The following is a 24192-nucleotide window of genomic DNA, read 5'->3' as shown; positions in this document are numbered from 1 at the left end:
ATAAATCTGTCAGTGGACAGTAATGAGTGCGAACTCAAACTTTTTAATGAGAGTTTGATCCTGGCTCAGGACGAACGCTGGCGGCGTGCCTAATACATGCAAGTAGAACGCTGAAGAGAGGAGCTTGCTCTTCTTGGATGAGTTGCGAACGGGTGAGTAACGCGTAGGTAACCTGCCTGGTAGCGGGGGATAACTATTGGAAACGATAGCTAATACCGCATGAAATTGCTTATCGCATGATAATTAATTGAAAGATGCAATTGCATCACTACCAGATGGACCTGCGTTGTATTAGCTAGTTGGTGAGGTAACGGCTCACCAAGGCGACGATACATAGCCGACCTGAGAGGGTGATCGGCCACACTGGGACTGAGACACGGCCCAGACTCCTACGGGAGGCAGCAGTAGGGAATCTTCGGCAATGGGGGGAACCCTGACCGAGCAACGCCGCGTGAGTGAAGAAGGTTTTCGGATCGTAAAGCTCTGTTGTAAGAGAAGAACGGGTGTGAGAGTGGAAAGTTCACACTGTGACGGTATCTTACCAGAAAGGGACGGCTAACTACGTGCCAGCAGCCGCGGTAATACGTAGGTCCCGAGCGTTGTCCGGATTTATTGGGCGTAAAGCGAGCGCAGGCGGTTAGATAAGTCTGAAGTTAAAGGCTGTGGCTTAACCATAGTATGCTTTGGAAACTGTTTAACTTGAGTGCAGAAGGGGAGAGTGGAATTCCATGTGTAGCGGTGAAATGCGTAGATATATGGAGGAACACCGGTGGCGAAAGCGGCTCTCTGGTCTGTAACTGACGCTGAGGCTCGAAAGCGTGGGGAGCAAACAGGATTAGATACCCTGGTAGTCCACGCCGTAAACGATGAGTGCTAGGTGTTAGGCCCTTTCCGGGGCTTAGTGCCGCAGCTAACGCATTAAGCACTCCGCCTGGGGAGTACGACCGCAAGGTTGAAACTCAAAGGAATTGACGGGGGCCCGCACAAGCGGTGGAGCATGTGGTTTAATTCGAAGCAACGCGAAGAACCTTACCAGGTCTTGACATCCCTCTGACCGCTCTAGAGATAGAGTTTTCCTTCGGGACAGAGGTGACAGGTGGTGCATGGTTGTCGTCAGCTCGTGTCGTGAGATGTTGGGTTAAGTCCCGCAACGAGCGCAACCCCTATTGTTAGTTGCCATCATTGAGTTGGGCACTCTAGCGAGACTGCCGGTAATAAACCGGAGGAAGGTGGGGATGACGTCAAATCATCATGCCCCTTATGACCTGGGCTACACACGTGCTACAATGGCTGGTACAACGAGTCGCAAGCCGGTGACGGCAAGCTAATCTCTGAAAGCCAGTCTCAGTTCGGATTGTAGGCTGCAACTCGCCTACATGAAGTCGGAATCGCTAGTAATCGCGGATCAGCACGCCGCGGTGAATACGTTCCCGGGCCTTGTACACACCGCCCGTCACACCACGAGAGTTTGTAACACCCGAAGTCGGTGAGGTAACCGCAAGGAGCCAGCCGCCTAAGGTGGGATAGATGATTGGGGTGAAGTCGTAACAAGGTAGCCGTATCGGAAGGTGCGGCTGGATCACCTCCTTTCTAAGGAGTCCGTAAGGACATACGGAATGCACTTGAGTCTTGTTTAGTTTTGAGAGGGCTATGTGGGGCCTTAGCTCAGCTGGGAGAGCGCCTGCTTTGCACGCAGGAGGTCAGCGGTTCGATCCCGCTAGGCTCCATTATCTAGTTTGACTAGATAAAGAACTTGTCCATTGAAAATTGAATACCGATATCAAATAGTAACAAGAAAATAAACCGAAAACGCTGTGAATATTAATGAGTTTAAGACTGAAAGGTCAAAATAAGGTTAAGTTAGTAAGGGCGCACGGTGGATGCCTTGGCACTAGGAGCCGATGAAGGACGTGACAAACGACGAAATGCCTCGGGGAGCTGTAAGTAAGCACTTGATCCGGGGATGTCCGAATGGGGGAACCCAACAGGTTGATGCCTGTTACCCATTTCTGTTAAGGGAATGAGGAGGAAGACGCAGTGAACTGAAACATCTAAGTAGCTGCAGGAAGAGAAAGCAAAAGCGATTGCCTTAGTAGCGGCGAGCGAAGAGGCAGGAGGGCAAACCGAAGAGTTTACTCTTCGGGGTTGTAGGACTGCAATGTGGACTCAGAATTTATAGAAGAATGACTTGGGAAAGTCAGCCAAAGAGAGTAAGAGCCTCGTATTTTAAATAGATTCTGTACCTAGCAGTATCCTGAGTACGGCGGGACACGTGAAATCCCGTCGGAATCTGGGAGGACCATCTCCCAACCCTAAATACTCCCTAGTGACCGATAGTGAACCAGTACCGTGAGGGAAAGGTGAAAAGCACCCCGGGAGGGGAGTGAAATAGAACCTGAAACCGTGTGCCTACAACAAGTTCGAGCCCGTTCATGGGTGAGAGCGTGCCTTTTGTAGAATGAACCGGCGAGTTACGTTATGATGCGAGGTTAAGTTGAAGAGACGGAGCCGTAGGGAAACCGAGTCTGAATAGGGCGCTTTAGTATCATGATGTAGACCCGAAACCATGTGACCTACCCATGAGCAGGTTGAAGGTGCGGTAAAACGCACTGGAGGACCGAACCAGGGCACGTTGAAAAGTGCTTGGATGACTTGTGGGTAGCGGAGAAATTCCAAACGAACTTGGAGATAGCTGGTTCTCTCCGAAATAGCTTTAGGGCTAGCGTCGACATCAAGATTCTTGGAGGTAGAGCACTGTTTGGGTGAGGGGTCCATCCCGGATTACCAATCTCAGATAAACTCCGAATGCCAATGAATTATGGTCGGCAGTCAGACTGCGAGTGCTAAGATCCGTAGTCGAAAGGGAAACAGCCCAGACCACCAGCTAAGGTCCCAAAATAATTGTTAAGTGGAAAAGGATGTGGGGTTGCACAGACAACTAGGATGTTAGCTTAGAAGCAGCTATTCATTCAAAGAGTGCGTAATAGCTCACTAGTCGAGTGACCCTGCGCCGAAAATGTACCGGGGCTAAAACAATTTACCGAAGCTGTGGATACCTTTTATAGGTATGGTAGGAGAGCGTTCTATGTGTGGAGAAGGTGTACCGTGAGGAGCGCTGGAACGCATAGAAGTGAGAATGCCGGTATGAGTAGCGCAAGACAGGTGAGAATCCTGTCCACCGTAAGACTAAGGTTTCCAGGGGAAGGCTCGTCCGCCCTGGGTTAGTCGGGACCTAAGGAGAGACCGAAAGGTGTATCCGATGGCCAACAGGTTGAGATTCCTGTACTAGAGTATGAAGTGATGGAGGGACGCAGTAGGCTAACTCGTGCGTACGAATGGATGTACGTCTAAGCAGTGAGGCGTGGTATGAGTCAAATGCTTATACCTATAACGTTGAGCTGTGATGGGGAGCGAAGTTTAGTAGCGAGTGAGTGATGTCACACTGCCAAGAAAAGCTTCTAGCGTTGTATCATACTCTACCCGTACCGCAAACCGACACAGGTAGTCGAGGCGAGTAGCCTCAGGTGAGCGAGAGAACTCTCGTTAAGGAACTCGGCAAAATGACCCCGTAACTTCGGGAGAAGGGGTGCTGACTTTTGTCAGCCGCAGTGAATAGGCCCAAGCAACTGTTTATCAAAAACACAGCTCTCTGCTAAATCGTAAGATGATGTATAGGGGGTGACGCCTGCCCGGTGCTGGAAGGTTAAGAGGAGTGCTTAGCGGTAACGCGAAGGTATGAATTGAAGCCCCAGTAAACGGCGGCCGTAACTATAACGGTCCTAAGGTAGCGAAATTCCTTGTCGGGTAAGTTCCGACCCGCACGAAAGGCGTAATGATTTGGGCACTGTCTCAACGAGAGACTCGGTGAAATTTTAGTACCTGTGAAGATGCAGGTTACCCGCGACAGGACGGAAAGACCCCATGGAGCTTTACTGCAGTTTGATATTGAGTGTCTGTGCCACATGTACAGGATAGGTAGGAGCCTATGAAATCGGGACGCCAGTTTCGATGGAGGCGTTGTTGGGATACTACCCTTGTGTTATGGCCACTCTAACCCGGTAGGTTTATCATCTACGGAGACAGTGTCTGACGGGCAGTTTGACTGGGGCGGTCGCCTCCTAAAAGGTAACGGAGGCGCCCAAAGGTTCCCTCAGACTGGTTGGAAATCAGTCGCAGAGTGTAAAGGTATAAGGGAGCTTGACTGCGAGAGCTACAACTCGAGCAGGGACGAAAGTCGGGCTTAGTGATCCGGTGGTTCCGCATGGAAGGGCCATCGCTCAACGGATAAAAGCTACCCTGGGGATAACAGGCTTATCTCCCCCAAGAGTTCACATCGACGGGGAGGTTTGGCACCTCGATGTCGGCTCGTCGCATCCTGGGGCTGTAGTCGGTCCCAAGGGTTGGGCTGTTCGCCCATTAAAGCGGCACGCGAGCTGGGTTCAGAACGTCGTGAGACAGTTCGGTCCCTATCCGTCGCGGGCGTAGGAAATTTGAGAGGATCTGCTCCTAGTACGAGAGGACCAGAGTGGACTTACCGCTGGTGTACCAGTTGTTCTGCCAAGAGCATCGCTGGGTAGCTATGTAGGGAAGGGATAAACGCTGAAAGCATCTAAGTGTGAAACCCACCTCAAGATGAGATTTCCCATAACGCAAGTTAGTAAGAGCCCTGAGAGAAGATCAGGTTGATAGGTTAGAAGTGGAAGTGTGGTGACACATGGAGCGGACTAATACTAATCGCTCGAGGACTTATCCTAGAATAAGAAATTCATCAGAGTGCAGCGAATGGTTTGAGTTTTTGTGAGATTTGATATTGTATTCAATTTTGAGTTGACAAGGCTTGTCTGAGAGGACAGGACAGTTAATTCAATAGTTAAGTGACGATAGCCTAGGAGATACACCTGTACCCATGCCGAACACAGCAGTTAAGCCCTAGAACGCCGGAAGTAGTTGGGGGTTGCCCCCTGTGAGATATGGTAGTCGCTTAGCGAAGGGAGTTTAGCTCAGCTGGGAGAGCATCTGCCTTACAAGCAGAGGGTCAGCGGTTCGATCCCGTTAACTCCCATATTCAAGCGGGTGTAGTTTAGTGGTAAAACTACAGCCTTCCAAGCTGTTGTCGCGAGTTCGATTCTCGTCACCCGCTTTGAACGAAAGTTCATACCAAGTTTTTTGAACTTGGGCGCGTAGCTCAGGTGGTTAGAGCGCACGCCTGATAAGCGTGAGGTCGGTGGTTCGAGTCCACTCGTGCCCATTTTAATAATATTATGGTCCGTTGGTCAAGGGGTTAAGACACCGCCTTTTCACGGCGGTAACACGGGTTCGAATCCCGTACGGACTATATATTTGGAGGATTACCCAAGTCCGGCTGAAGGGAACGGTCTTGAAAACCGTCAGGCGTGTAAAAGCGTGCGTGGGTTCGAATCCCACATCCTCCTTAGGGACGAATAGTATTGACGCGGGATGGAGCAGCTAGGTAGCTCGTCGGGCTCATAACCCGAAGGTCGTAGGTTCAAATCCTGCTCCCGCAATAATTGGCTCGGTAGCTCAGTTGGTAGAGCAATGGATTGAAGCTCCATGTGTCGGCGGTTCGATTCCGTCTCGCGCCATAATTTTATAATCGGAAGGGTAGCGAAGAGGCTAAACGCGGCGGACTGTAAATCCGCTCCTTCGGGTTCGGGGGTTCGAATCCCTCCCCTTCCATAACCTTTACGGGCATAGTTTAAAGGTAGAACTAAGGTCTCCAAAACCTTCAGTGTGGGTTCAATTCCTACTGCCCGTGTTTAAATATGGCGGGTGTGGTGAAGTGGTTAACACACCAGATTGTGGCTCTGGCATGCGTGGGTTCGATCCCCATCACTCGCCTATTTATTATTATTGGGGTATCGCCAAGCGGTAAGGCAAGGGACTTTGACTCCCTCATGCGTTGGTTCGAATCCAGCTACCCCAGTTAAAAACTTGAGCCGGCGTGGCGGAATTGGCAGACGCGCTGGACTCAAAATCCAGTGTCCGCAAGGACGTGCCGGTTCGACCCCGGCCGCCGGTATAGCTTAAGTTTAGCGAAGCATTTTAGTTTCGTTTTTTTTTGTTTTCTCTTTAATAATTATTTGCAAGCTAATGCGGAAGATTGAATCATGATTTTACTTGTAAATCCACACTCAACTAATGTAATGGATTCAACATCAAATTTGTTATAGAATCTAGAATGATAATATGAATCAGCTCGCTTTGTTCTTTTTTATTCTCTGATTGAATTTTATTTAAGGCTTAAGAATCTAATTGTAAGATTAAATATTTTTTGTGAAAAGCATCTTACTTTTACTGAAAATTCTTGACTCTTTTCTTTTTTGTGGTATAATTAACCAGTAAAGCTTTAACTGGTTAAGAGAAGGAGGGAAGGAATGACTCATTTAGCGCAGAAGATCGATCAATTTTTAAATGAAGTTATTTTGAAAGCAGAAAATCAGCATGAGATTCTGATAGGTTCTTGCACGAGTGATGTGCCTTTAACCAATACGCAGGAGCATATTTTGATGCTTTTATCTGAGGAATCTTTGACAAATTCTGATTTGGCAAAAAGACTGAATGTGAGTCAAGCCGCTGTGACCAAGGCTGTGAAATCTTTGGTTCAGCAAGAGATGCTGCAAACCTTTAAAGATAAGAGAGATGCACGGGTCACTTTTTACCGTTTGACTGAATTAGCTCAGCCGATTGCAAAGGAACATCAACATCATCATTCGCATACTTTGGAGACCTATCAAAAATTGGCAGAGCAGTTTTCTGCTAGTGAACAGGCGGTGATTGCGAAGTTCTTGGAAGCCTTAGTGGGAGAGATTGGTAAATGAGATATATCACAGTGGATAATCTTTCCTTTTACTATGACAAGGAGCCTGTGCTAGAGCATATTCATTATTTTCTAGACAGCGGTGAGTTTGTGACCTTGACTGGTGAAAATGGAGCTGCTAAGACTACGCTTATCAAGGCTAGTTTAGGTATTTTGCAGCCTAAGCATGGGGAAGTGAAGATTTCCAAGACTAATGTGCGAGGCAAGAAATTGCGGATTGCCTACCTTCCTCAGCAGATTGCTAGTTTTAATGCTGGTTTTCCTAGTACGGTGTATGAGTTTGTCAAGTCGGGACGTTATCCGCGCAAGGGTTGGTTTCGTCGTTTGAATGAGCATGATGAGGAGCATATCAAGGTAAGTCTGGAGTCGGTTGGAATGTGGGAACATCGGGATAAGCGGATTGGTTCTCTCTCTGGCGGGCAAAAGCAGAGGGCAGTGATTGCTCGGATGTTTGCTTCGGATCCGGATATTTTTGTCCTTGATGAGCCGACAACAGGTATGGATGCAGGCAGCAAGGATGAATTTTACAAGCTCATGCACCATAGTGCTCATCAGCATGGGAAAGCTGTCTTGATGATTACACACGATCCGGAAGAAGTTCGTAAATATGCCGACCGCAACATTCATCTGGTTCGTAATCAGGACTCGCCTTGGCGCTGTTTCAATGTGCATGAAAGCGACAATAGTCAGGAGGTGAGTCATGCTTAATCTATTTTCCTATGATTTTATGCAGCGAGCCTTCTTGGCAGTTATTGCCATGAGCCTCTTCTCACCGATTCTGGGGACCTTCCTGATTTTACGTCGGCAGAGCCTTATGAGTGACACCCTCAGTCACGTTTCATTGGCAGGTGTAGCTTTTGGCTTGGTTCTTGGACTATCGCCCACTCTCACAACGGTGCTTGTCGTCATTGCCGCAGCAGTCTTCTTAGAGTATCTGCGGACTATCTATAAGAATTTCATGGAAATCGGAACGGCCATTCTCATGTCAACCGGCTTAGCTATTTCCCTGATTGTTATGAGTAAAGGCAAGAGTTCTAGCTCGATGAGTCTGGACCAGTATCTATTTGGATCCATTGTGACTATCAGTAGGGAGCAGGTGATTTCTCTCTTTGTCATTGCTGCTGTGGTGCTTGTCTTGACCTTCCTCTTCATTCGCCCCATGTACATCTTGACCTTTGATGAGGATACGGCCTTTGTGGATGGGCTGCCTGTGCGTACCATGTCCATTCTCTTTAATATCGTGACGGGTGTTGCGATTGCCCTCATGATTCCAGCTGCGGGAGCCTTGCTAGTTTCGACCATTATGGTCTTGCCAGCCAGTATTGCTCTGCGGATTGGGAAAAATTTCAAGTCGGTTATTTTGCTGGCAAATGCCATTGGTTTCTTTGGTATGATTGCCGGACTTTATATTTCTTACTATGCAGAGACGCCAGCTAGCGCTAGCATTACGATTATTTTCGTCAGCTTGTTCTTGCTGGTCAATCTGGTCAAAAAATTTATGAAATAGGAGCAGAAAATGAAAAAAATTAGCTTACTATTAGCAGGTTTACTGAGTATTTTCTTAGTAGCTTGTTCCAATCAAAAAAATGCAGATGGCAAGCTCAATATTGTCACGACTTTTTATCCTGTTTATGAGTTTACCAAGCAGGTGGCTGGAGATGAGGCCAATGTTGAACTTCTAATCGGGGCAGGTACAGAGCCGCATGATTATGAGCCTTCAGCTAAGGCAGTTGCGACGATTCAGGATGCAGATGCCTTTGTCTATGAAAATGAAAACATGGAGACTTGGGTTCCAGATTTGCTAAAAAACTTGAAAAATAAGGAAGAAAAGGTTATCAAGGCGACTGGAAATATGCTCTTGCTGCCTGGCAGTGAAGAGGAAGAAGACCACGACCATGGGGAAGAGGGACATCATCATGCCTATGATCCCCATGTTTGGTTATCTCCGAAGCGGGCTATTAAAATGGTGGAGCACATCCGTGATAGCCTGAGCAAGTCTTATCCTGACAAGAAAGCGGCTTTTGAGAAAAATGCAGCGGCTTATATCAAGAAGCTGGAAGCCTTGGACAAGGAATATGAGGATGGGTTGGCCAATGCCAAGCAAAAGAGCTTTGTTACTCAGCACGCTGCCTTTAACTATCTGGCATTGGACTATGGCTTGAAGCAGGTGCCAATTTCTGGACTTTCACCAGACAGTGAGCCATCCGCTTCACGCTTGGCTGAATTGACCGAGTATATTAAGAAAAATAAAATCAAGTATATTTACTTTGAAGAGAATGCTTCCCAGGCTTTGGCTTCTACATTAGCTAAGGAAACAGGTGTAGAGCTTGATGTCCTGAATCCGCTGGAAAGCTTGACCGAAGAGCAGACCAAGGATGGGGCAGACTATGTTTCTATCATGCAGTCCAATCTAAAGGCTCTCAAGAAGACAACTGACCAAGAGGGAGCGGAGATTGCAGCCGAGAAAGAAGAAGACGATAAGACAGTCCAAAACGGCTACTTTGAAGACAGTGCCGTCAAGGATCGTACTTTGTCTGACTATGCTGGCGAGTGGCAGTCTGTTTACCCCTATCTGAAGGATGGTACTTTGGACCAAGTCTTTGACTACAAGTCTAAGCTGACTGGGAAAATGACGGCAGCTGAATACAAGGCCTACTATGACAAGGGCTACAAAACAGATGTTTCCAATATCAATATCACAGACAAAACTATGGAATTTGTGGTAGATGGAAAATCCAAGAAATATACTTATAAATACGTTGGTAAGCATACTCTGACTTACTCTAAGGGAAATCGTGGAGTTCGCTTTATGTTTGAAGCGACAGACGCGGATGCTGGGGAGTACAAGTATGTTCAGTTTAGCGACCACAACATTGCACCTACCAAGGCAGCTCACTTCCACATCTTCTATGGAGGCGAAAGCCAGGAAGCTCTCTTTGATGAGCTGGAAAACTGGCCAACCTACTATCCAAGTAAGTTGACCGGTCAAGAAATTGCCCAAGAGATGTTGGCACACTAATATAAATAAATTAAGAAGACGGGATTATCCCGCCTTCTTTTTTGTATATCAGGAATTGACGATAAAAACACTTGACAAACTACGATTACAAATGTAAACTAATAAAGAGTTAGATTACAAATGTAAATGATAAGGGAGTGTTAAACAATGGAACAGCAAAATATTAGCCAAGCAGAATGGCAAGTGATGCGTGTGCTATGGGCCTATCCACACAGTCGCAGTACAGAGATTATAGCTCGTTTGGAAGCCGATTTTTCCTGGAAACCGGCAACCATCAAGACTCTTTTGAATCGTCTGAAGACCAAAGAATTTATCGCTATGGAAAAGATCGAGGGTAAGTTTTACTATGATGCTCAGATTTTAGAAGCGGACCATCTGGAAAGTACTTGGCAGGCTCTTTTTGACAATATCTGTAACACTAAACACGGAGAGCTTTTGATTTCGATGATTGAGAGAAGTCAGTTCAGTCAAGGGGACTTGGAGCGGCTCAGTCAGGTCATTGATAAGAAAAGAGCCTCGGCTCCTTTGGAAGTCAAATGCGACTGCTCTCAAGGCCAGTGTCGTTGCGGTCACGGAAAGGAGACGCATTGATGAGTGAGAAGAAAGAATACAAGCTCTCAGGAATGACTTGCGCTGCCTGTGCTATGACGGTAGAGATGGCGGTCAAGGACTTGGAAACAGTCGAGGATGTCAGTGTCAATCTGGCGACAGAACGTCTCAGTTTGCTGCCTAAGGCAGGATTTGACAGCCAGCAAGTGCTGGATGCTGTAGCCGAGGCTGGTTATCAGGCAGAAGAAAAAGGAAAAGACAAACCGTCTGATGTAAGCGAAGAAGCTGTGATTAAAGCTCAGAAATTGCAAAAAAAGAAACAAGAGTTACTGATTCTTTTGATTACGGCTCTGCCTTTGCTTTATATCTCAATGGGTAGTATGGTCGGTCTTCCTCTGCCTAGCTTCTTAGACCATATGGTGCATCCCTTGGTCTTCGTTCTGTCACAACTACTTTTGACTCTGCCTGCTGTGTGGATTGGTCGTGGTTTCTATCAGAGGGGATTTCGCAATCTTATCAAGCGACATCCCAATATGGATAGTTTGATTGCGGTGGGAACCAGTGCAGCATTTCTTTATAGCCTCTACTCGGTCAGTCAGGTTTTTCTAGGTCATCATGCCTTTGTTCATCAGCTCTATTTTGAGTCTGTTGCAGTGATTATTGCCTTAGTTCTTCTGGGTAAATATCTGGAAAGTTCAGCCAAGGGGAAAACGTCTCAAGCGATTCAATCTCTGCTTGAGCTAGTGCCTAGTCAGGCGACAGTGATTCGCTATGGCGAGGCTGTAACCATTGATACGGAGGATATCCGAGTTGGAGACATTATCCGTATCAAGCCAGGGGAGCGTATGCCGGTAGATGGCTTAGTGACAGACGGGCAGACCTTTGTGGATGAGTCTATGATGACTGGTGAAAGTGTCCCGATTGAAAAGAAAGTCGGCGACACCATTACCAGTGCCACAATCAATCAAAATGGTAGTATTGATTACCAAGCAACTAGGGTGGGTTCGGATACGACCTTAGCTCAGATTGTTAGATTAGTGGAGGAAGCGCAAGGGTCTAAGGCTCCGATAGCGGCTTTGGCCGATAAGATTTCGCTCTATTTTGTCCCAATCGTGCTGAGCTTGGCTACTTTGTCCGCGCTTGGCTGGTATTTTCTGGATGGTGAGAGTCTTAGCTTTTCTCTGTCAATCTTTATCGCAGTTCTGGTCATTGCCTGCCCTTGTGCGCTGGGGTTAGCTACTCCGACAGCCATCATGGTCGGGACTGGTAAAGGAGCTGAAAATGGGATTCTGATTAAGTCTGGGCAAGCTTTGGAAGCAGCTTATCAGCTGGATACTATTGTTCTTGATAAGACTGGGACGATTACGGTTGGTAAGCCCAGTCTGACGGATTTGTTACCTTTGAGTGATTTTAATCGCTCTGACTTATTGCAGCTAATAGCCAGTGCTGAGCAGCATTCTGAGCATCCTTTGGCTCAGGCTATCTTAGAAGCAACTGAAGAGGAGGGGCTTGACTTACTGCCTGTCAGTCATTTTGAGGCTATGGTTGGACGAGGCTTATCCGCTCAGGTTGAGGGCAGACAGCTTCTGGTGGGAAATGAGTCATTGATGAAAGACAAGAACATTGACAGCAGTGTCTTTCAAGAACAGTTGTTAGAGCTGTCCAAGGAAGGGAAGACAGCCATGTTTGTCGCAGTAGATGGACAGCTAGCTGGTATTTTAGCGGTAGCAGATGAGATGAAGTCTAGCAGCCTGAAGGCAGTGCAGGAGCTCCAGTCTATGGGGCTGGAAGTCATCATGCTGACAGGAGATCGTGAAGAAACAGCGACAGCTATTGCCCAGAAAGCTGGCATCCAAAAAGTCATCGCAGGTGTATTGCCAGATGGGAAGGCCGCTGCTATCAAGAACTTACAGGAAGCTGGGAAAAAACTGGCTATGGTAGGAGACGGTATCAATGATGCGCCGGCTCTGGTCCAGGCCGATGTTGGAATTGCCATCGGCTCTGGCGCCGATGTGGCTATTGAGTCAGCAGATGTAGTGCTCATGCATAGTGATTTGCAGGATGTAGTCAAGGCTATCAAGCTCAGCCAAGCGACCATCCGTAATATCAAGGAAAATCTCTTCTGGGCTTTTGCCTACAATACACTAGGTATTCCGATTGCTATGGGGCTATTGCATCTTTTCGGCGGTCCCTTGCTCAATCCTATGCTGGCTGGTCTAGCCATGAGCTTGAGCTCAGTGTCGGTTGTCGTCAATGCTCTGCGTCTAGGACGCTTTAAAATGAACTAAATATACGGAGGAATGAATCTATGAAACAAACAGTTCAGTTAGAAAATTTATCTTGTCAAAATTGTGTCAAACACGTCACCCAGCACTTCCTATCTATGGAGGGAGTGTCAGATGTGGCGGTAGACCTAGAAAAGCAGACAGCCCAAGTCACGACTGATAAGCCTTGCGGTGCATCTGATTATGAAGCAGCTCTGGCAAAAACAATCTACAGGGTTCTGGATGTGGCAGAAGCTGAGTAAATAAGGTCAGTAGCTGTGCGCCTGCCCAGCTGCTAGGATTCTTCTTGTAAAAAGCGATAAAATAATCTATAATGTTACTAATCACATGATTTATCTTACCGTGAGAAAGAGGAGAAAAATGAAGAAAAAAGCTTTACCTTTTTTACTAGCAGGAGCTGCTTTATTAGCTATGACAGCTTGCTCGAATGGCAGTGCTACGAATCAATCAGAGACTACTACTAGCAGTACGGGCTCGGTAACAAGTTCTGTGGAGCAGGCATCCAGTCAATCAACTGCAGCAGCATCTTCAGCAGCTAGCAGCGCTAGCTCAGAGAGTGCGAGCACAGAAAAAACCAAGGAGAAGAAGGAAGCGATGGACATTTCAGCACTTGCAAATGGCAATTATGCCAGCGTTAAAGGAACCTGGCAGGATGCTTCTGGCAACCAGCTTGTTTTTGATGACAAGGGCTTGGTTTCAAGTGGTTATGAATTGTATGGAGCTTCTCTGACAGACTATGGCACTGCTGCTGGAGGTGTCTACGGCGGAGAAAGCGGAGGTTTTCTGATTGAGTTTCTTCCTAAGGGAGTTAAGGTCGCAGACAAGGAAAACTTTACAGACAACTCCGATGCTGGCCAAGATAGAATCTGGACAGGTGTTGGCCTGAATAGCTTTGACGAACAAGGCAGCTTCTATTATCGCGTAGATTAAATGAAGCTTGGTGTTTAATTTTATAGCTTATATATTGATGAGAGCAGGAGACTAACTGCTCTCTTTTCTTTGGGAGAGTAAGAAATTTCACAGACAAAAAAAGCCTGCCTAAATTAGGCGGGCTTCATAATTTTGAGTTGAATTAGGATTCACTGTGAGGTGTTATAAACTGATCCATAGGGGTTGAAATCACATTCAGGAAGAGCTTGGCGAAATCCTCTGCTGGCATAGGATCTTCTTTGATAATCCAAATTTCAATGAGGGAGTTAATCCATCTAACAACAATTTCCGTAGCCATTTCTTTTGGAATTCCCAATTTTTTAGAGTCAATTTCTAAATTTTGCACGACCCACTGAGTGAAGAAGGTAGATAGATAGTCACTCCAGAAAGGATCGATAGCTGTAGTATAGAGCACCTTCATCCATTTCCTATGTTCATAAAGGGTAGGAATCATATGTTGGGCAAAGAAACAGAACGGATTTTCTCCATTTCCTTCTTCGTAGCTTTCATACAGGGGCAAAAACGGAGTCATAATTGTCTGGCGGATGTATTGGATAATGTCTTCAACATTACTAAAATGCTTTTTATAGATAGCCTGGCGCGATAGACCAGCTTGTTTTGCAATCTCTGAAAAAGTAAAATAAGACTTTTCAGGATTTTGCTCTGCCAGCTCAATTAAGGCATTAACGACTTTGTCTCGAGTATCTTGGGGCATAAGTACCTTCCTTCTTTTATATTAAGTTCTTGCTGGTATGTCTAAAAAAATAGAGCAGACTCCAACAGAGCAGTTTACCATTTGTCAACTAAAATGATAACACTTTATAGAGAAAATGTCCAATTATTTTTAAAATTTAATATAAAAAAACCAGTCTTCCCTTACAAGGACCGGTTCTGTCATTTCTCTGTTTTTCTTCTAGGTGGTTATACGATAACAATTTTGTTTGAAGGACCAGCAGAACTATCATAGGCAGCAAAGCTGGTTAGGGGTGAAGATACAAGGTTGAGAAATGTCTTAGAAAACTGCTTGCAAGGAACGGGGTCATCCTGAGTGATCCAATTCTCGATAAGAGAACTAATCCAGCCGGCCAGCAGTTGATTGGCCAGGTCTTCAGGAATACCTAATTTTTGATGGTCAAGATTTAGATTCTGCTCGATCCAGTCCTTGTAACTGGCAGTAATAAAATCGCTCCACAGGGGATCGACAGAACTAGTATATAATATTTTAATGCGTTGGCGTTGCTCATAAATAGCGGGAAGAATCGTTTGAGCCAAAAAAGTGAAAGGATCTAAGTCCGCTTCAGAATGGTTGCTATTCCAGTTGGGAGCAAAGGCTTGCTCCACCATATCTTGGCGAATGTATTCGATAATTTCAGTAGTGTTATTAAAGTGTCGTTTGTAAATAGCCTGTCTTGATAAACCGGCTTCTTTAGCGATTTCTGTAAAGGTAAAACGCGGTCTATCTGGCTGTTTATCTGCTAATTCAAAAAATGCATCCAAAATCCTATCTCGTGTATTAAGAGCCATAATTTTATCCCTCCTATACCATTTTACTTTTTCTGTCTGAAATAAGCTAGAAAATAGCCCAGAATTTTTACTAAAAAAGTTTACACATTGTTAAATGGAAAAATTTTTAGTTTAATTTCTGGACATCTTGTCTATTTAAAAACTGGACAATTTTATAATAAATGTACATAAATCAAGCCGATAATTCTTTTATTTTAACAAGTTAATATGATAAAATAATAAAAAGAAAATCTTATCAGAAGTCAAATAGAAAGTGTAGTTTAACGATTACCTAATCTGAAAGATTTACGGGAGGTTTGACTGGACTTTTTATTAAGGGTTACTGATCGGGATCATAAAATATGTTCAGGGGAGAATAAAATGAAAAGAACAGAAAAAGTTTTGCGATATTCTATTCGGAAGTCAGTTTTAGGTGTTGGTTCAGTCCTTATTTGTGCTCTGTTTTTGGGTCACAGTATGGTGGCGGCAGATGAGGAGCAGCCTGTTGCAAATGCAGTAGAGACTCCGGCCGCTGCATCACCAGTAAATCAGGATTTGACAACGGTCAGGGAGGCTGCTAATACGGAAGTAGGTACGTTTCTGGCTGAGAAAGTGACAGATCTTGGGAATAATCCAAATTTGTCAGATGAGGAGCTTGCAGCAGCTAAGGAGGAAGTCAATCAAACAGCTGCGAAGGCTCAGAATGAAATTGCTGCAGCTGAGGATAAAGAAAGGATTGATCAAGCTAAGGAAGATGGATTGGCAGACATCAACTCTGTCAATCCAGTCGGCAAAGATTTGCTTCTAGATGAAATCCAAAATGGAAAAGCAGAGTTTGATAAACTTGTAGATAGTAGCGATTTACTGCCTGAGGAGCAAAAGAAAAGCTTCCAAGAGTCTGTAAGGAAGAAGGCTGCAGAAGCAGAGGATGCAATTCAGAAATTAGATGTTAATGCAGCAACAGCAGAGCAGGCGGAAGTGATTCAAGAGCAGGCAGTAACCGAGGAAGATAAGTTTTTCAAATTTATAGCAAGTTCAACCGTAGATTTCACTCTGGCTGCCAAATTAGCTGACTTGGAAGCAAATCCTAATCTTTCAGAAGCAGAAAAGAAAGCAGTTAGAGGCGAGATAGAGCAGGTGGTGGAAGCAGCCAAGAAGGCTATTGAAGGAGCAGATTCTCAGGAAGTCTATGACCGGGAAAAAGAAACAGCTATAGCCCGCTTAGCCAAGATTCACCCTATTGGCAAAGAGCAGTTCTTAAAAGAAATTCAGGAAGAAAAAACAGCTACTATCGAGGCTGTTGAGAAGAGTCAAAGTCTTTCTGTTGAGGAAAAAACTGCAGCTAAAAAGAAAATTGAAGATGCAGCAGCCATAGCTCAAAAAGCAATTGCAGCTTATAATGCTTGGGTTGAAAGTCCTGATGATGCCGAAAAAATTCAAGAACAGGTAGCGGCAGAGAAGCAAGGTTTGCTGAAAGCTACGACTGGACTGAAACTAGATCTTGCTCTGTCTGATAAGCTAGCAGACTTACGGAGCAACCCGAATCTGTCAGATGCAGAACGGGCTACGGCTAAAGCTGAAGCGGAAGCAACTCTAGCAGATGCGAAAACAGCGCTTGAAAAGGCTGATGCCGAAGAAGAACTAGAGAGAATTGAGGAAGCTGGAATTGCTAGCTTGGACACGATTCATCCAGTTGGCAAAGATTTGGTTTTAGATGAGCTTGAAGAAGAAGTCGACAAACAGATTGAAGCAATTGAACATCACCAAAGACTTTCAGAACTCGATAAAAAGCAAGCTAAAGAAAAGATTCGAGCAGTATTAAAGACGGTGACAGATGCGATTGCGCAGCTAGATGATAGTGTAGACAGTGCTGAAAAAGCAGAGAAGCTGCAGGAACAGATTGCTGCTGAGCAGACAAAAGCTCTTGAAAATCTAGAAGCGATTGTCAAGAATGCTGCTAAAGCTAAGACAGCTTCTTCTATTCCAAGTGATTCACCACAAGAAACCAGGAAAGAATTTAGTGGAGGCGTCAGCGACTCTGAGCCAGCAATAGCAACGGCGTCGGAATATGATTTGTCTAGCCATGAAGTTGGAACTCATCCCGATACAGCTCCGCAGTCCTCAGTACAACCAGAATTCAGTGGCAATGTTAATGATTCAGAAGCACCAACAGCAACGTGGCCTGAATTTACAGGAGGCGTCAATGATTCTGATCCAACTATAACAGAAAACAACGCCTATGATGCTGGCGTTCAGCCATCAGTCAGGAGTGCACATCCAGACAGCGCTCCTCAGATGGCGGCTCTTCCGGAATTTACCGGCGGTGTCAATGCTGCTGACGCGGCAGTAGCTGATGCTTTACCTGCTTACCAAGTAACTAGCGGTATTTTGCCAGCAGTTGATGGGGCCAAATCAGTACAAGAGCAGTCTTCATTAGCTAAGGTCACCCAGCTAGATCAGCTTAAAAACAAGGGAAGTAAGAGTGGTGCGTCAGTCTTGCCGCATACGGGTCAAGCTTCTAATGCTCTTCTCACAGTTGCAGGAGTTATCAGCGCTTTAGGCGCAGCTGGATTGTCACTCCGTAGTAGAAAAAAGAAGGATAAGTTTTGAAGAGGCCACTTGGTCTCTTTTCTGATGGAGAAAATTTTTAAAAATTATGCAAACGTTTTACTAAAAGTGCTTGAAAAAGTCAAAAAAAAACGATATAATGGACAATGTGAAAGCGCTTTGCAAACGAGAGCTTGAAAGAAAATATTTTTATTCAAAAGAAGGGGCTTATTATGGTCGAATTAAATCTGAAAAATATCTATAAAAAATATCCCAACAGCGACCACTACTCAGTGGAAGACTTCAATCTAGATATCAAGGACAAGGAATTTATCGTCTTTGTTGGTCCGTCTGGTTGCGGGAAATCAACTACGCTGCGTATGATTGCAGGTCTTGAAGACATCACTGAAGGAACTGCCTCTATTGACGGTACAGTGGTCAATGATGTAGCTCCAAAAGACCGCGACATCGCCATGGTCTTCCAGAACTATGCCCTTTATCCGCACATGACTGTCTACGACAACATGGCTTTTGGTCTCAAGCTGCGCAAGTACAGCAAGGAAGATATTGAAAAACGGGTCAATGAAGCAGCAGAAATTCTGGGCTTGAAGGAATTTTTGCAGCGTAAGCCAGCTGATTTGTCTGGTGGTCAGCGTCAGCGGGTAGCTATGGGACGCGCTATCGTTCGGGATGCAAAGGTTTTCCTTATGGATGAGCCTCTGTCTAACTTGGATGCTAAGCTGCGTGTTTCTATGCGGGCGGAGATTGCTAAGATTCACCGCCGTATCGGGGCAACAACTATTTACGTTACCCACGACCAGACTGAAGCTATGACTCTGGCTGACCGGATTGTTATCATGTCAGCAACCAAGAATCCTGCTGGAACTGGAACGATTGGACGAGTGGAACAGATTGGTACGCCGCAGGAAGTCTATAACAACCCAGTTAATAAGTTCGTTGCCGGCTTCATTGGCAGCCCAGCTATGAACTTCATCCCAGTTAAGCTTGAAAGGAATGAGATTGTCGCAGAAGGACTGCGCTTGACTGTGCCAGAAGGAGCTCTTAAGGTTCTGCGGGAGAAAGGATACGAGGGCAAGGAGCTAATCTTCGGTATTCGTCCGGAAGATATCAATGCGGAAGCTGCTTTCTTGGAAACTTTCCCGAATTCAGTTGTGCATGCTAAAATTTCTGTTTCAGAATTGCTGGGAGCAGAGTCTCATCTCTACTGCCAAGTGGGTTCTAGTGAGTTTGTAGCGCGTGTGGATTCACGGGATTACCTAGAAACTGGTGCGGGTATTGACCTAGGCTTTGACCTCAATAAAGCGCACTTCTTTGATCCAGAGACAGAGAAGACAGTCTATTAATCAGTTGATAAACAAAGAACGCAGACAGGCTTGTCTGCGTTTTTAAAATGGCTGTTATAACATCATTTTTTACTGAAAGGTGATCAGATTTTTTCTTGTTTTAGTTTTCCGATAAGAATCTCAGCTGAAATGGTGGCATGTGTAAGCTGCTCCCAATTGATTAGATTTTTTTCAACATGAAAGAGTAAAGGAGTCATCTGCAGCAGGGCAGTTTTCTCCTCAGAATGCAGAGCATGGGTTGATTCTACGGTTTTTCTAGATAGAATCGTAAAGTGCTTCTGGAAGTGCTGGATGATATCTTGATTAGAATAATCTTTTTGACGGAGCTGGTCAGCTACTTTAGTTCGAATTTCTTTCAGATGATTCTCTGTTGGGATGACTTTAATGATAAGTCCCTCTTTTTTCAATACTCGTTGAAATTCATGGTAATTAGCTGGTGAGAAGATGTCCAGCAAGACATCCATGCTTTGATCCTGAACGGGCAAGTGTGCCAAATCCCCGACGAACCATTTTACAGCCAGGCTCTGATCGCTTTTGGCAGCTAACTGGATGGAATCTTTGGATAAATCAAAAGCGTAAATTTCTTTGTTGGGGAATTTTTCCTGAATTTTTCGAGCATAGTAGCCCTCTCCGCAAGCGACGTCTAGAATGGTCTGTTCTTCAGGCAGGGCCTGCAGCAGATCCTGCAACTCGTCTAGGATATGCTGATAAAAGCCGGCTTCCAAGATGACTTGCCTATTTTGAAAGCTTGTTTTGTCATAGTCTTTAGCTTGTTTAGCCTGGGGAGCTAGATTGACATAACCGAATTTGGCGATGTCGTAGGAATGGCGATTAGGACACTTGAGGCTGTTTTCTTCCATAGCCAAGCTTTGCTGGCAGAGTGGACAGGCCAGAGCTGGAGCTTGGGCAAAACGGGCAAGTTTTGGTTTCATAGGCGTTCTCTTTCTATTGTTTTTATAGTAAGGTATAGAAAAATCCGATTATTTGAATCGGATTTTTATCTTTAGTAGGTCAGGACAAAGTATTTCTTTTTACCGCGGCGGATAACTGTTAGCTCGTCTTCCAGTTTATCTGAGGCGCTGAGGACATAGTCTAAATCTTGAATGCGCTCACCATTGAGATAGATAGCGCCGTTTTGGACGTCCTCGCGAGCTTGACGTTTTGAGTTTACCACGCCAGCTGTCACAAGCAGTTCTACAATATTGAGGTTGTCTTCTGCTTGGACCTGATAGTTAGGCACACCGCGCAGGCCTTGTTTGAGTTCCTTGACGGACAAATTCTTGATATTTCCGGCAAAGAGCTGCTCAGTGATGTTGAGAGCTTCTTGATATGCTTCTTGACCGTGAACCAGACTGACCACTTCGCGAGCCAGAACTTTCTGCGCCAATCGTTCGTGTGGTGCTGCTTCAAACTGTTGGCGAATCTCTTCGATTTCATCCAAGGACAGGAAGGTGAAGATTTTCAGGAAGCGGATAGCGTCTGCGTCCATGACATTCATCCAGAATTGATACATTTCGTAAGGAGAAGTCTTGTCAGGATTGAGCCAGACAGCATTACCTTCTGACTTACCAAATTTTTTGCCAGTAGCATCGGTAATGAGCGGAACGGTTATCACATGGCCAGTCTTGTCAGCCTTGCGGCGCAGGAGTTCTGTACCTGCTGTCATGTTGCCCCACTGGTCAGAACCACCGATTTGCAGGGTTACACCGTGATTTTGATTGAGGACATAGAAGTCATATCCTTGCATGATCTGGTAGGCGAATTCTGTATAGGAAATCCCTGTCTCAATCCGGCTCTTGACAGAATCTTTACTCATCATGTAGTTGACAGTGAAGTATTTGCCGACATCGCGCAGGAAGTCGATAAAGCTGATGCTGCTGAACCAGTCATAATTGTTGACCATTTCGGCCTTATTATCACCCTTTTCAAAGTCCAGAAAGCGAGAAAGCTGATCTTGGATAGATTTCACCCAGCCTTCCACAGTTTCCTTGGTTTGGAGGCTGCGTTCTGCATCCCTAAAGGATGGATCGCCAATCAATCCAGTTGCTCCACCGACCAGAGCGTAGGGTTTATGGCCAGCTAGTTGCAGGCGGCGGCTAGTCAGAATGGCTACTAAGTGGCCAAGGTGCAGGCTGTCAGCGGTCGGATCGTATCCACTATAATAAGAGACTTGTCCTTCTTCTAAGGCCTTGCGTAAAGCTGCTTCATCAGTAGTTTGGAATACCAAGCCACGTTCTTTTAGCTCATCAAAAATGTGCATCATGTCTCTCCTATTCTAAAAGCCAAGAAATTGGCTTATCTATATTTTAAATTTATGTTACTCTATTGTATCATAAAGCTTTTAAATAGCAATGATTCCTTGAAATAAATCATAGATATTTGGTATAATGGGAAGATAACAAGGAGAATCAAACTTGGAACAATTAATAGAGAAATTAAAAGAGTTCTGGGGAAAAGCCCAGCAGTTTATCAAAAAAATACATCTTCCAGAATGGAGCAAGAAAATCGGCAGTGGTAACAACGGCTGGTCTATCAGTGATGTTTTTGCTGTTTTCTTGCGGACTTTTAAACTTCTGATGAATATGGCTTTTGTGTTTATCTTCTTCGGTGGCGTAATCGGTGCTGGGATTGGGATAGGCTATGCAGCTAGTCTTTTCAGTAAGGTGGAAGTGCCCAAGCAGGAAGAGCTGGTCAAGCAGGTGAATAATATCTCTGGTATTTCTAAGCTTACCTATGCCGATGGCAGTTTGATTGCAGAAGTGGACAATGATTTGCTCCGCATCCCAGTTAAGAGTGACGCCATCTCTGAAAATGTTAAAAAAGCCGTTATAGCTACAGAGGATGAGAACTTTGAAACGCATAACGGAGTGGTGCCCAAGGCTGTGCTTCGGGCTACGCTCGGTTCAGTTGTTGGAGTTGGCTCGTCTAGCGGGGGGTCAACCATTACCCAGCAGTTGATCAAGCAGCAGGTGGTGGGCGATGCGCCGACCTTCAAGCGGAAAGCGGCGGAGATTGTTGATGCGCTGGCTTTGGAGCGCTACATGTCTAAGGATGATATTTTGACGACTTACTTGAACGTTTCGCCTTTTGGGCGCAACAATAAGGGGCAGAATATCGCCGGTGTGGAAGAAGCTGCTCAAGGGATTTTTGGTGTCTCTGCTAAGGATTTGACAGTGCCCCAGTCCGCTTTTATTGCCGGCTTGCCACAGAGTCCGATTGTTTATTCGCCTTATGCTGCGGATGGTAGTCTCAAGAGTGCAGGAGATATGGCTCTGGGCTTGGAACGTGCCAAGGATGTGCTCTATAATATGTATCGGACGGGCCAGCTAAGCGAGAAAGAGTACAAGGAGTACAAGGACTACGACCTGACCAAGGATTTCAAGCCTTCTGAAAGCTCGGAAAAATCTTCGCATGGCTACCTTTACTACACAGCGATTGAAGAAGCCCAGCAGACCATGTACGAGTACTTGATCCAGCGGGACAATGTTTCCCAGCAAGAGCTGAAAAACAATGATACTGTCAAGGCCTACAAGGAATTGGCTGCTAAAGAACTGAGCGATGGCGGCTATACTGTCACCACCACGATTAACAAGAACATCCACACTGCTATGCAAAATGCAGTAGCGAACTATGGCGGCGTCTTGGACGACGGAACTGGTGCAATTGAAGTGGGAAATGTCCTCTTGGATAATAAAACCGGTGCTGTGATTGGCTTTGTCGGAGGCAGAGATTATGCTTCTAATCAGAACAATCACGCCTTTGATACGGAACGCTCACCGGGTTCGACTATTAAGCCGATTTTGGCTTATGGGATTGCTATTGACCAAGGTCTGATGGGCAGCGCCAGCGTTCTTTCTAACTATCCGACTAACTTTTCAAGTGGTGATCCAATCATGCACGTAGATAGCCGTGGTACAGCCATGATGGACCTGCAAGAAGCGCTTAATACTTCTTGGAATATCCCGGCTTATTGGACTTACCGCGGATTACGCGAAAAAGGTGTCAATGTCCGTGGCTATATGGAAAAAATGGGTTATTACATTGATGACTATAGCATTGAGAGTCTCCCAATGGGCGGCGGAATCGAAGTATCTGTGGCTCAGCATACCAATGGTTTCCAAACCTTGGCTAATAATGGAACCTACCAGAAAAAATACATGGTTGAAAAAATCACAGACCGAGATGGCAAGGTGATTTACCAGCATAAGGCCAATCCTGTTCAGATTTACAGTCCAGCTGCGGCTACGATTATGCAGGAGCTCATGCGGGGAGTTATCAATTCTGGGGCTACTACGACCTATAAATCCAGAATCAGTCAGGTCAATGGAACCTTGGCTGGAGCTGATTGGATTGGTAAAACTGGAACGACCAACACCAACGGTGATATGTGGCTGATGCTTTCTACTCCTAAGATGACTCTGGGAGGCTGGATTGGTCATGATGATAATAGCTCTATGGCGGCGTTGACTGGTTATAACAATAACGCTTCCTACATGGCCTATATGGCAGATGCTATCTATCAGGCAGATCCGAATGCCTGGGGTGTTGGTGATAAGTTCACTCTTGATCCGAGTGTGATTAAGTCTGATGTACTCAAGTCCACAGGGGAAAAGCCAGGTACAGTAACGGTAAACGGCCGCTCTGTTAATCTCAGCGGTCCTACAGTGCCTAGCTATTGGGCTAAAAACGGTGCTCCGACCACGACCTACCGCTTTGGTATCGGGGCATCAGATGCGGATTATCAGAAGGCTTGGTCAGCTATACTGGGCGGTTCTACCTCTAATTCTAATTCAAGTTCCAATTCTAACAATAATCGGCAGGGGAACTAGCGCATCAAGAACAGTTTTTAACTTTTCAGAAAGCGGATGAAATCCTTGCAATTTCTAGCTAAATAAGGTATAATGATAACAATAATTTGTCGTGTGCTTTATTTGAAATATTGTCCAAATAGAAGCTTACAGCAGTTAAATCAAACTTGAATAAGTCAGATTTAGCTGCTCTTTTTGTGCCTATTTTTAGGAAAAACGGATTATGTAACCATAATTTAATTTTTCTGAAAATTATACAAAAGGGACTGATTGTAGCTGTTTTGCAGCATTGTAAATGAAAGAGGATTTTCCTCTGAAAACATTTCACAGAACTCGCCCTCAAAGCGTT

At 45.4% G+C, this 24192-nt stretch carries 15 protein-coding genes, 13 tRNA genes and 3 rRNA genes; 27 read left to right on the top strand and 4 right to left on the bottom strand.

Annotation, left to right across the window (positions count from 1 at the left end; translation table 11 throughout):
- The first annotated feature begins 42 nt into the window (after positions 1-42).
- The 24 genes from RSK81_RS11760 (at position 43) to RSK81_RS11645 (ending at position 13621) form a co-directional block, all read left to right on the top strand.
- A 16S ribosomal RNA gene (locus RSK81_RS11760) occupies positions 43-1590 on the top strand.
- Positions 1591-1654: 64 nt separating this feature from the next.
- A tRNA-Ala gene (locus RSK81_RS11755) sits at positions 1655-1727 on the top strand.
- 126 nt (positions 1728-1853) lie between these two features.
- Positions 1854-4754, top strand: a 23S ribosomal RNA gene (locus RSK81_RS11750).
- Between the two features lie 116 nt (positions 4755-4870).
- A 5S ribosomal RNA gene (gene rrf, locus RSK81_RS11745) occupies positions 4871-4986 on the top strand.
- Together the 16S, 23S and 5S rRNA genes with 13 tRNA genes alongside form the textbook arrangement of a ribosomal RNA operon.
- Positions 4987-4989: 3 nt before the next feature.
- Positions 4990-5062: transfer RNA gene (locus RSK81_RS11740), tRNA-Val, on the top strand.
- Positions 5063-5069: 7 nt separating this feature from the next.
- Positions 5070-5140: transfer RNA gene (locus RSK81_RS11735), tRNA-Gly, on the top strand.
- 34 nt (positions 5141-5174) lie between these two features.
- Positions 5175-5248: transfer RNA gene (locus RSK81_RS11730), tRNA-Ile, on the top strand.
- A gap of 15 nt (positions 5249-5263) precedes the next feature.
- Positions 5264-5335, top strand: a tRNA-Glu gene (locus RSK81_RS11725).
- Positions 5336-5342: 7 nt separating this feature from the next.
- Positions 5343-5432, top strand: a tRNA-Ser gene (locus RSK81_RS11720).
- A 19-nt stretch (positions 5433-5451) separates the two neighbouring features.
- Positions 5452-5525: transfer RNA gene (locus RSK81_RS11715), tRNA-Met, on the top strand.
- A gap of 5 nt (positions 5526-5530) precedes the next feature.
- Positions 5531-5603: transfer RNA gene (locus RSK81_RS11710), tRNA-Phe, on the top strand.
- 13 nt (positions 5604-5616) lie between these two features.
- Positions 5617-5697, top strand: a tRNA-Tyr gene (locus tag RSK81_RS11705).
- An 8-nt stretch (positions 5698-5705) separates the two neighbouring features.
- Positions 5706-5776 (top strand) — tRNA-Trp (locus RSK81_RS11700).
- 10 nt (positions 5777-5786) lie between these two features.
- A tRNA-His gene (locus tag RSK81_RS11695) sits at positions 5787-5859 on the top strand.
- 13 nt (positions 5860-5872) lie between these two features.
- A tRNA-Gln gene (locus RSK81_RS11690) sits at positions 5873-5944 on the top strand.
- Between the two features lie 12 nt (positions 5945-5956).
- Positions 5957-6040 (top strand) — tRNA-Leu (locus RSK81_RS11685).
- Positions 6041-6395: 355 nt separating this feature from the next.
- Positions 6396-6839, top strand: coding sequence for a zinc-dependent MarR family transcriptional regulator (locus RSK81_RS11680; RefSeq protein WP_315686900.1), 444 nt, complete (start codon positions 6396-6398; stop codon positions 6837-6839).
- Positions 6836-7546, top strand: a complete 711-nt coding sequence (locus tag RSK81_RS11675) for a metal ABC transporter ATP-binding protein (protein WP_175859701.1) — start codon at positions 6836-6838, stop codon at positions 7544-7546. Before RSK81_RS11680 ends, RSK81_RS11675 begins: the two co-directional genes overlap by 4 nt.
- Entirely contained in the window at positions 7539-8345 is an 807-nt protein-coding gene (locus RSK81_RS11670; RefSeq protein WP_002919889.1) for a metal ABC transporter permease, read from the top strand. Before RSK81_RS11675 ends, RSK81_RS11670 begins: the two co-directional genes overlap by 8 nt.
- 9 nt (positions 8346-8354) lie before the next feature.
- The gene (locus RSK81_RS11665; RefSeq protein WP_315686899.1) at positions 8355-9857 is read left to right on the top strand and encodes a zinc ABC transporter substrate-binding protein AdcA; all 1503 of its coding nucleotides are present in this window, start codon (positions 8355-8357) and stop codon (positions 9855-9857) included.
- A 147-nt stretch (positions 9858-10004) separates the two neighbouring features.
- Positions 10005-10448 carry a CopY/TcrY family copper transport repressor gene (locus RSK81_RS11660; RefSeq protein ID WP_268699130.1) on the top strand — a complete coding sequence of 148 codons (444 nt, stop codon included), beginning with the start codon at positions 10005-10007 and terminating at the stop codon, positions 10446-10448.
- Positions 10448-12694, top strand: coding sequence for a heavy metal translocating P-type ATPase (locus tag RSK81_RS11655; RefSeq protein ID WP_315686897.1), 2247 nt, complete (start codon positions 10448-10450; stop codon positions 12692-12694). The genes RSK81_RS11660 and RSK81_RS11655 overlap by 1 nt, the downstream gene beginning before the upstream one ends.
- Positions 12695-12714: 20 nt before the next feature.
- Entirely contained in the window at positions 12715-12933 is a 219-nt protein-coding gene (locus RSK81_RS11650) for a heavy metal-associated domain-containing protein (protein WP_315686896.1), read from the top strand.
- A gap of 85 nt (positions 12934-13018) precedes the next feature.
- Entirely contained in the window at positions 13019-13621 is a 603-nt protein-coding gene (locus RSK81_RS11645; protein ID WP_168956680.1) for a DUF6287 domain-containing protein, read from the top strand.
- A 142-nt stretch (positions 13622-13763) separates the two neighbouring features.
- Here RSK81_RS11645 and RSK81_RS11640 read toward each other — a convergent pair whose 3' ends face one another.
- The gene (locus RSK81_RS11640; RefSeq protein ID WP_002896832.1) at positions 13764-14336 is read right to left on the bottom strand and encodes a TetR/AcrR family transcriptional regulator; all 573 of its coding nucleotides are present in this window, start codon (positions 14334-14336) and stop codon (positions 13764-13766) included.
- A gap of 206 nt (positions 14337-14542) precedes the next feature.
- The gene (locus tag RSK81_RS11635; protein WP_315686893.1) at positions 14543-15145 is read right to left on the bottom strand and encodes a TetR/AcrR family transcriptional regulator; all 603 of its coding nucleotides are present in this window, start codon (positions 15143-15145) and stop codon (positions 14543-14545) included.
- Positions 15146-15505: 360 nt separating this feature from the next.
- On the opposite strand from RSK81_RS11635, the gene RSK81_RS11630 reads away from it, so the two are divergent.
- Both RSK81_RS11630 and RSK81_RS11625 read left to right on the top strand, forming a co-directional pair.
- Entirely contained in the window at positions 15506-17734 is a 2229-nt protein-coding gene (locus tag RSK81_RS11630) for an SIALI-17 repeat-containing surface protein (RefSeq protein WP_315686891.1), read from the top strand.
- Positions 17735-17904: 170 nt separating this feature from the next.
- Positions 17905-19035, top strand: a complete 1131-nt coding sequence (locus RSK81_RS11625) for an ABC transporter ATP-binding protein (RefSeq protein WP_032912214.1) — start codon at positions 17905-17907, stop codon at positions 19033-19035.
- A gap of 83 nt (positions 19036-19118) precedes the next feature.
- Here RSK81_RS11625 and RSK81_RS11620 read toward each other — a convergent pair whose 3' ends face one another.
- Complete coding sequence (locus tag RSK81_RS11620) at positions 19119-19967, bottom strand: putative RNA methyltransferase (protein WP_315686889.1); 849 nt, start codon at positions 19965-19967, stop codon at positions 19119-19121.
- Between the two features lie 71 nt (positions 19968-20038).
- Complete coding sequence (gene tyrS / locus RSK81_RS11615) at positions 20039-21295, bottom strand: tyrosine--tRNA ligase (protein ID WP_315687781.1); 1257 nt, start codon at positions 21293-21295, stop codon at positions 20039-20041.
- Positions 21296-21449: 154 nt separating this feature from the next.
- On the opposite strand from tyrS, the gene pbp1b reads away from it, so the two are divergent.
- Positions 21450-23864: a penicillin-binding protein PBP1B gene (pbp1b, locus tag RSK81_RS11610; RefSeq protein WP_002919874.1), complete on the top strand. Its 2415-nt coding sequence runs from the start codon at positions 21450-21452 to the stop codon at positions 23862-23864.
- The last annotated feature ends 328 nt before the right edge of the window (positions 23865-24192 follow it).

This window comes from Streptococcus sp. DTU_2020_1000888_1_SI_GRL_NUU_041A, assembly GCF_032387735.1.
Taxonomy (GTDB): domain Bacteria; phylum Bacillota; class Bacilli; order Lactobacillales; family Streptococcaceae; genus Streptococcus; species Streptococcus sanguinis.
The sequence above is the reverse complement of the archived record's forward strand: the minus strand, read 5'-3'. Positions and strand labels throughout refer to the sequence as shown.